This is a genomic window from Acinetobacter sp. SCLZS86, assembly GCF_021560715.1.
Lineage (GTDB): Bacteria > Pseudomonadota > Gammaproteobacteria > Pseudomonadales > Moraxellaceae > Acinetobacter > Acinetobacter towneri_A.
This window is the reverse complement of the sequence record NZ_CP090864.1, coordinates 3,095,296-3,102,058: the sequence shown is the minus strand read 5'-3', so window position 1 is coordinate 3,102,058 and position 6,763 is coordinate 3,095,296. Positions and strand designations below refer to the sequence as shown.

The 6,763-nt window shown below is 41.2% G+C and carries 7 protein-coding genes; 6 read left to right on the top strand and 1 reads right to left on the bottom strand.

Annotated features, from left to right (window positions below; genetic code table 11):
- Positions 1-660 precede the first annotated feature (660 nt).
- The 6 genes from rpmH (at position 661) to LZP46_RS14860 (ending at position 5,421) form a co-directional block, all read left to right on the top strand.
- Positions 661-795 carry a 50S ribosomal protein L34 gene (gene rpmH / locus LZP46_RS14885; protein ID WP_000831329.1) on the top strand — a complete coding sequence of 45 codons (135 nt, stop codon included), beginning with the start codon at positions 661-663 and terminating at the stop codon, positions 793-795.
- A 31-nt stretch (positions 796-826) separates the two neighbouring features.
- Entirely contained in the window at positions 827-1,219 is a 393-nt protein-coding gene (gene rnpA / locus LZP46_RS14880) for a ribonuclease P protein component (RefSeq protein WP_004969764.1), read from the top strand.
- Positions 1,220-1,228: 9 nt separating this feature from the next.
- The gene (gene yidD / locus LZP46_RS14875; RefSeq protein WP_236094287.1) at positions 1,229-1,549 is read left to right on the top strand and encodes a membrane protein insertion efficiency factor YidD; all 321 of its coding nucleotides are present in this window, start codon (positions 1,229-1,231) and stop codon (positions 1,547-1,549) included.
- Positions 1,550-1,554: 5 nt separating this feature from the next.
- The gene (gene yidC, locus LZP46_RS14870) at positions 1,555-3,318 is read left to right on the top strand and encodes a membrane protein insertase YidC (RefSeq protein WP_236094286.1); all 1,764 of its coding nucleotides are present in this window, start codon (positions 1,555-1,557) and stop codon (positions 3,316-3,318) included.
- Positions 3,319-3,409: 91 nt separating this feature from the next.
- A complete protein-coding gene (gene mnmE / locus LZP46_RS14865) occupies positions 3,410-4,765 on the top strand; it encodes a tRNA uridine-5-carboxymethylaminomethyl(34) synthesis GTPase MnmE (RefSeq protein ID WP_236094285.1) in 1,356 nt (451 codons plus the stop codon).
- 305 nt (positions 4,766-5,070) lie between these two features.
- Positions 5,071-5,421, top strand: coding sequence for a DUF1622 domain-containing protein (locus LZP46_RS14860; RefSeq protein WP_236094284.1), 351 nt, complete (start codon positions 5,071-5,073; stop codon positions 5,419-5,421).
- A gap of 116 nt (positions 5,422-5,537) precedes the next feature.
- Here the strand turns inward: LZP46_RS14860 and LZP46_RS14855 are convergent, their stop codons facing one another.
- Entirely contained in the window at positions 5,538-6,725 is a 1,188-nt protein-coding gene (locus tag LZP46_RS14855) for an MFS transporter (RefSeq protein WP_236094283.1), read from the bottom strand.
- Positions 6,726-6,763 lie beyond the last annotated feature (38 nt).

Below are 6,763 nucleotides of genomic sequence, written 5' to 3'. Positions count from 1 at the left end.
GTGAAACCCCTATCTAATCCATTTTTAAATTTAAAACGTCTCTCGACCGCCTGAGCGGGTCGCCATTCTAACCAAGTTATCCACATCTGTCATGACAAAATCAGCAAAATCGCTCAAAAAAGGAATCATCAAACCTGAATTTAAATTTAAAACGCAGTGTGGATAAGTTTATCCGCAAGGTGTGGATAAAATATAGCATAAAGTTATCCACAAAGTATTAAAATTATAGAAACATAGATATCCACAATTCAAAAATTTGTTTTATAAAAGAAAAAGTGAGTTCTCAACAGAAAAATGCGTCTCTAATAATAATAAATTTAAATTTATAAATTTGAATTTATTTATAAGATGCGTTGCAACTGTGGATAATTCAATCTGAGTTTAAATTTAAATTCAAAACCGAAAATTTTAAAATTAAACAGAATAGCTTGTGGATAATTATGTGAATAATACTGTTAATAACTTATTAGTCAAGCATAAACAATCATTTATCTTGTGTATACTTTAATTTATATGATCAACCAGTCAATTGAGCGAAAACTTGTTAAAAAGAAAAAATTTAGGCTTATTTTACAAGAAACCGTGTTTTTCATTGACAGCTCAAGCAATGAACACTAAAATCGCGGACCTTTATAGAAAGATCATTTTTGGAGTTTCGATATGAAACGTACATTTCAACCATCTGAATTAAAGCGTAAGCGCGTTCATGGTTTCCGTGCTCGTATGGCTACTAAAGCTGGTCGTCAAGTATTGGCTCGCCGTCGTGCAAAAGGTCGTCACAGCTTAACTGTTTAATACAGTCACGCTGAAGCGACTCTTGGGTGTTATGACAACACTTTATGGCTTCAGCACAGAGTTGAGATTACGCTGTGCTGCCGATTATAAAGGTGTGTTTGATGGTGCGCTTTTTAAAGTGCATCAACCCCATTTCTTATTTCTTGCAAAACATTCCGAACTGCCGAATAGCCGTTTGGGTCTTGTCGTTGCAAAAAAGAAAGTGCGTCGTGCACACGAACGAAATCGAGTAAAACGACTTGCTCGCGAAAGTTTTCGCTTACACCAACAGCAATTAAATGACTTAGATATTGTGGTAATGCCCAAAGTTGGGGTAGATACAGTATCTAATGCGGAATTGCATCAGCAATTACAATTTGCTTGGCAGAAGTTACAACGTCTAGCCAAAAAGCATTCAAAAATAGCTCCCTCCCCACAAAAGTAGAGATGGCCAATGGTACGTTTACTGCATTGGTTGATACGTTTCTATCAGATCGCGATTAGTCCTTTATTTGGACCGCGCTGTCGCTATATTCCAACATGTTCTCATTATTCTTTGGAAGCAGTGCATACGCATGGTGCTGTTCGTGGTGTGTGGCTGGCTACAAAACGTATTTGTCGTTGTCATCCGTGGGGTGGTTCGGGCTATGATCCAGTCCCGCCAAAAGTCATTCGTTTTATTTCATTTCAGCAAATAGATTTTCAAACGCATCACATTACTGTACCCTTTCGTGATCGTTTATTGAACCAAAATCACTCTAACCACTTGGGGTAATAGATATGCAACAATGGGCCAGGTTTGCAATTCTCGGGGCCATGTTTGTCGTCGCATATTTGCTCATTTTGGCGTGGCAAAAAGATTATGGAAATGCTGAAACAGCACCGCAGCAAAAAACTGCCGTTGTTTCTCATGAAGTATCTGCAGATTTGCCGAATGGCCAAACGGCTACAGCAGCTTCTGATGTACCGCAAGCAAATATTCCTGCACAGCAAACAACCGATGCCACAGCACCTGTAAGTCAGCAGCTTATTTCAGTACAAACTGACCTTTATCATCTTTGGATCAATCCGAAAGGTGGTGATATTGTTCGTGTTGAATTACTCAATCATGACAAAAATAAAGACAGTGACGATCCTTTCGTCATGCTGGAAAGCGATGCTAAGCGCACCTATGTCGCGCAATCTGGGTTAATCGGGCTGAATGGTCCAGACAGTAGCCGTAATGGCCGCCCAAGCTATGAAATTGAAAAATCGACTTATAGCTTAGCCGATGCCAAAGAAAGCAAAAATAAAGCGGGTGAAACAGTTAAAACGTTAACTGTCCCAATGGTATATAAAACTGCCGATGGTGTAGAAATCATCAAAACCTTTAGTTTTACTGAAGGTGAATATCCTGTGGTGGTGAATCACAAAGTGATTAACCGCAGCAGTCAAAACTGGCAAGGTCAGATGTTTGGTCAGCTGAAACGGGATAATTCAGACGATCCTGGCAAGTCAGATCAAGGTATTTTTACCTTGGGTACTTTCCTTGGCGGCGCATGGGGGACACCTGAAGAACACTACAACAAGTTGAAATTTGACAATTTTAATGATGAAAAATTGAATGTTGAAGCAACTGGCGGTTGGGTGGCAATGGTTCAGCATTATTTCGTGAGTGCTTGGGTTCCAGGGCAGTTAAAATTGACTCAGGCCGATGGTCAACCGTATGCAGCGAAGTTGGAATCACGTAAATCTAGCGATGAAATGAACATCATTGGCTTTACCTCACCAACCATTAATGTGCCTGCAGGTACCGTGGCAGAAGTTGATGCGACTTTCTACTCGGGTCCAAAAATTCAATCTGAATTGAAAGACTTGGCGACAGGTTTGAACCAAACTGTGGATTATGGCTGGTTATGGCCAATTGCAAAATTACTGTTTATTGGTTTGCAATTCTTCCATGGCTTAGTGGGTAACTGGGGTTGGTCAATCATCTTATTAACCGTTCTTGTCAAACTGATTCTTTGGCCGTTATCGTCTAAGAGCTATCGTTCTATGGCGAAAATGCGTGTGATTGCGCCAGAAATGCAGCGCATGAAAGAAGAATTTGGCGAAGACCGTATGCGTTTCTCGCAAGAAATGATGGCACTTTACAAACGTGAACAAGTGAATCCACTGTCAGGTTGTCTGCCATTGTTACTGCAAATGCCAATTTTCCTTGCCTTGTACTGGGTATTGATGGAATCGGTTGAGTTACGCCATGCACCGTGGTTAGGTTGGATTCAAGACTTATCGGCAATGGACCCTTGGTTTATCTTGCCATTGTTGATGGGTGTGACCATGTATGTCCAACAAATGTTGAACCCACAGCCAACAGATCCAATGCAGGCTAAAATCTTCCGCATTATGCCTGTGGTATTTACCGTATTCTTATTGTTCTTCCCTGCAGGTCTAGTCCTGTACTGGATTGTCAACAACTTGATTACGATTCTGCAGCAAAGCTTGATCAACAAAAGTGTTGAAAAAGACCGCGCTAAACGAGAAGAAGCAACTCCAGCCAATTAAGTATGGCTGAGCTGCTGAATAAATCCGCTTAAGATGGTAATCTTAGGCGGATTTTTCTTTGCATATATTTTGAAAGTTTTAGGTGAATTTTATGTATAACCGCAGCACCATTGCCGCAATCGCGACTCCACCTGGCCGTGGTGGTGTGGGGGTGATTCGCCTGTCGGGACCCAAAGCCTATGCAATTGCCGCAGCCTTGACCCAAAAAGACTTGCCCAAAGCGCGTTATGCAGGTTTTCGCCAGTTTTACGATGCTGCCAATGAAGTCATGGATGAAGGGTTGGTGATTTGTTTCCCAAATCCTCATTCATTTACTGGCGAAGATGTGGTGGAATTACAAGGGCATGGCGGCCCAGTGATTCAAAATGCCTTATTGGCTCGTTTACTGGAACTCGGTGCAACGGCTGCCAAAGCAGGTGAATTTTCGATGCGCGCCTTTGAAAATGGCAAGCTAGATTTGGTACAGGCCGAAGCCATTGCCGATTTAATTGATGCCACCTCACAAGCCGCTGCGCGTTCTGCTGTACGTTCCCTGCAAGGAGCTTTTTCCACTAAAGTAAATACTGTGTTAGAGCAGTTAATTCACTTACGTTTGCATGTTGAAGCTGCCATTGATTTTCCTGAAGAAGAAATTGACTTTTTGGCCGATGGTAAAATCCTCAATTTACTGGATGAAGTGGCTGCTTCGGTGACTGCTGTGCAACAATCTGCACGTCAGGGACAATTGTTACGTGAAGGTCTACAGGTGGTGATTGCGGGCAAACCCAATGCAGGAAAATCTTCCCTACTCAATGCCTTGGCGGGCATTGAACGTGCGATTGTGACCGATATTGCAGGGACAACCCGTGACGTATTGCATGAAAAAATCACCCTAAATGGATTACCAATTACCCTGACCGATACTGCAGGTTTACGTGAAACAGGTGATATTGTGGAGCAGGAAGGGATTCGCCGCGCGATCAAAGAAATTGAACAAGCAGATTTATTGTTATTGGTCTATGACTTGAGCCAAAACGAAGATCCGTTGCAATTGGCACAGCATTATTTTGCTGAATATATTGAGCCGAAGCGCTTAATGTTGATTGGCAATAAATGTGATTTAACTGGTGTGCAAGCTGCAATTTCAGATTTTAATGGTTTTAGACATATTACGGTGTCGGCTAAACAAGAAACAGGTGTTCAATCGCTCATAGAAGCGATTACAGCGCATGCAGGCTTTCAGCCTGAAGAAGATACCTTTATTGCACGTACTCGTCATTTAGACGCAATGAAGCGCACGCAGCAGTATTTGGCTGAGGCACGTGAGCAATTGGTGGTCTATCATGCGGGGGAATTGGTGGCCGAGTCGTTACGTCTTGCGCAGAATGCTTTGGGTGAAATCACTGGCGACTTCTCTGCAGATGATTTGTTGGGCAAGATTTTTGGATCGTTTTGTATCGGGAAATGATTTTTAGCGATTACTTCCTCATTTGATATGAAAATAGCATTAAGTTTTAATAACTTAGTGCTTTTTTATTATCCTATTTTAGGTTGGTCAGCTGATAAAAATCAGCCTATTTGATAATGTTTAGTGTCTCTTTTGTTACAAACCCGATTTAACCCATGTCATGTTTAAACATTTCAATTTACCTTTATGAAAACCCATCAATAATCACTCAAGACTTTTTAAACCGCAGAATTTAAAGCTATGATGAGAAAATAATCAAAGATTGGCGCTCAATACAATCCTAAACGCATGAGATGAAATCTCTGATGGAGGTTTTTTGGATATCTGAACTGGCTTTTTTACGTGAAATACTCATTTCTTTGGTTCATTTTCTGCAATTATCACTTGAAGCCATTTCTGTGATTTGTGTGATGATTGGTCTACTTAAAACTTTATTGGTGTTGGTTCAGTTAAAATCAGAGCGTACTGCACGTTATTGTTTTGGGGATTGGCTTGCGACGGCGCTTGAATTTCATTTGGCTGCAGACATTTTAGCCACCACAGTAGATCCAGATTTAGATAGCCTAATTAAATTGGCGATCATTGCCGTGATTAGAACCTTTTTGAATTACTTCCTGACTAAAGAGTTAGAGCATCAAGCCCTTAATGAAAAATAATGGCTGTTGAGTTTGAGATCAAAACAGAAGACATAGTCTCAGTCATCTATAAGGTTTGAATAAACTCAGCTGATTCAAACCTTGTCCTGATTTTAACTTTTAGTTTAGGTAAAACCTCATCCTAAAACAGGTTTGTTCTGCAACTGTCGATACCAAATAATGATGTAGCCACACAATAAGCAGATGGCTGTACAAAAGCTAAGTACAGCAGTGGTTAAACCAAAATGATCGGCCAGATAACCCACTGCAATAATTGGCAGAATTGTGCCTAAATAGCCCACAAATAAATACGTTGACATCACTGCAGCGCGATTCTGTAGATTGGTCATGGCATGGATTAAGCCAAAAGCGCCAATCAATGCCAACCCGTGTCCTATTCCTAGCAGTAGATCACTGACAAAAAATAGAAAACTCCAGTGTAAATACATACATAAACCGAGTACCAATAAACTGAATAACAGTAAATACAGCCCAAAATTTAGACATTTTTGTGCAGGAATGGCTTTGGAAAAATACTGTACTAATGCTGAAATTAGCAAAATACAGGTTATAGCCAAACCACTGACCAAAGGCCCGTGCCATGGAATAATCATTTGCACAAAAGATGGAGAGAGTGAAGCAAATAAGCTAAATGCAGCAAAAACACAGAATGCGGTTAAACCCGTAATATAAAATTCTGCATGAAAGCGTGGTTCTGGGCGTTCTAATTTTGGGGCAAACGAGAAGGCTTGTGGCGTAAATTCAGGTGGTGCTAAACCTAACAATCCAATAAAACATAGTACTGCACCCAAAATGACTGGAATATATGGACTAAACAAAGGCGCTGCTGAAAATTGTGCCAAACCACCACCGAGCAAAGGACCTAAGCCAAATCCGATTGCGGTAATGACTGAACTGAGCTGTGGTGCATGCGCTTTATGTGATTTAGGGATACTCCACATTAAGCCAATTAACGCCGATGTGGTCATTAGACCTGAAGCAATCCCAATCACAAAACGCCCCAAAGCAAGCCAAAGCGGATTGGTGGCAAACATCGACAGAATCAGTCCGAGAGTGATGATTATTAAACCCAGTTCTAGGGTTTTTAAGAAGCCGATACTGTTGCTGGTACGCCCTAAAAAGAGCAAGGTGGCCAAACAACCGAGCATATAAGACACAAAAATAAAGGTGATATGGCTTGGTAAAAGCTGCCAGACTTCCTGATAAATTGGATACAGGGGGCTTGCAAGTGCTGTGCCCATGGTGCCAATAATCAGAGCAAGACTGATCATCACAAAAGGATGCCAAGGATGAGAATGAGTCATAAAAAACTCGATTGTGGCTAAACTGTTGAGCTTAGCTC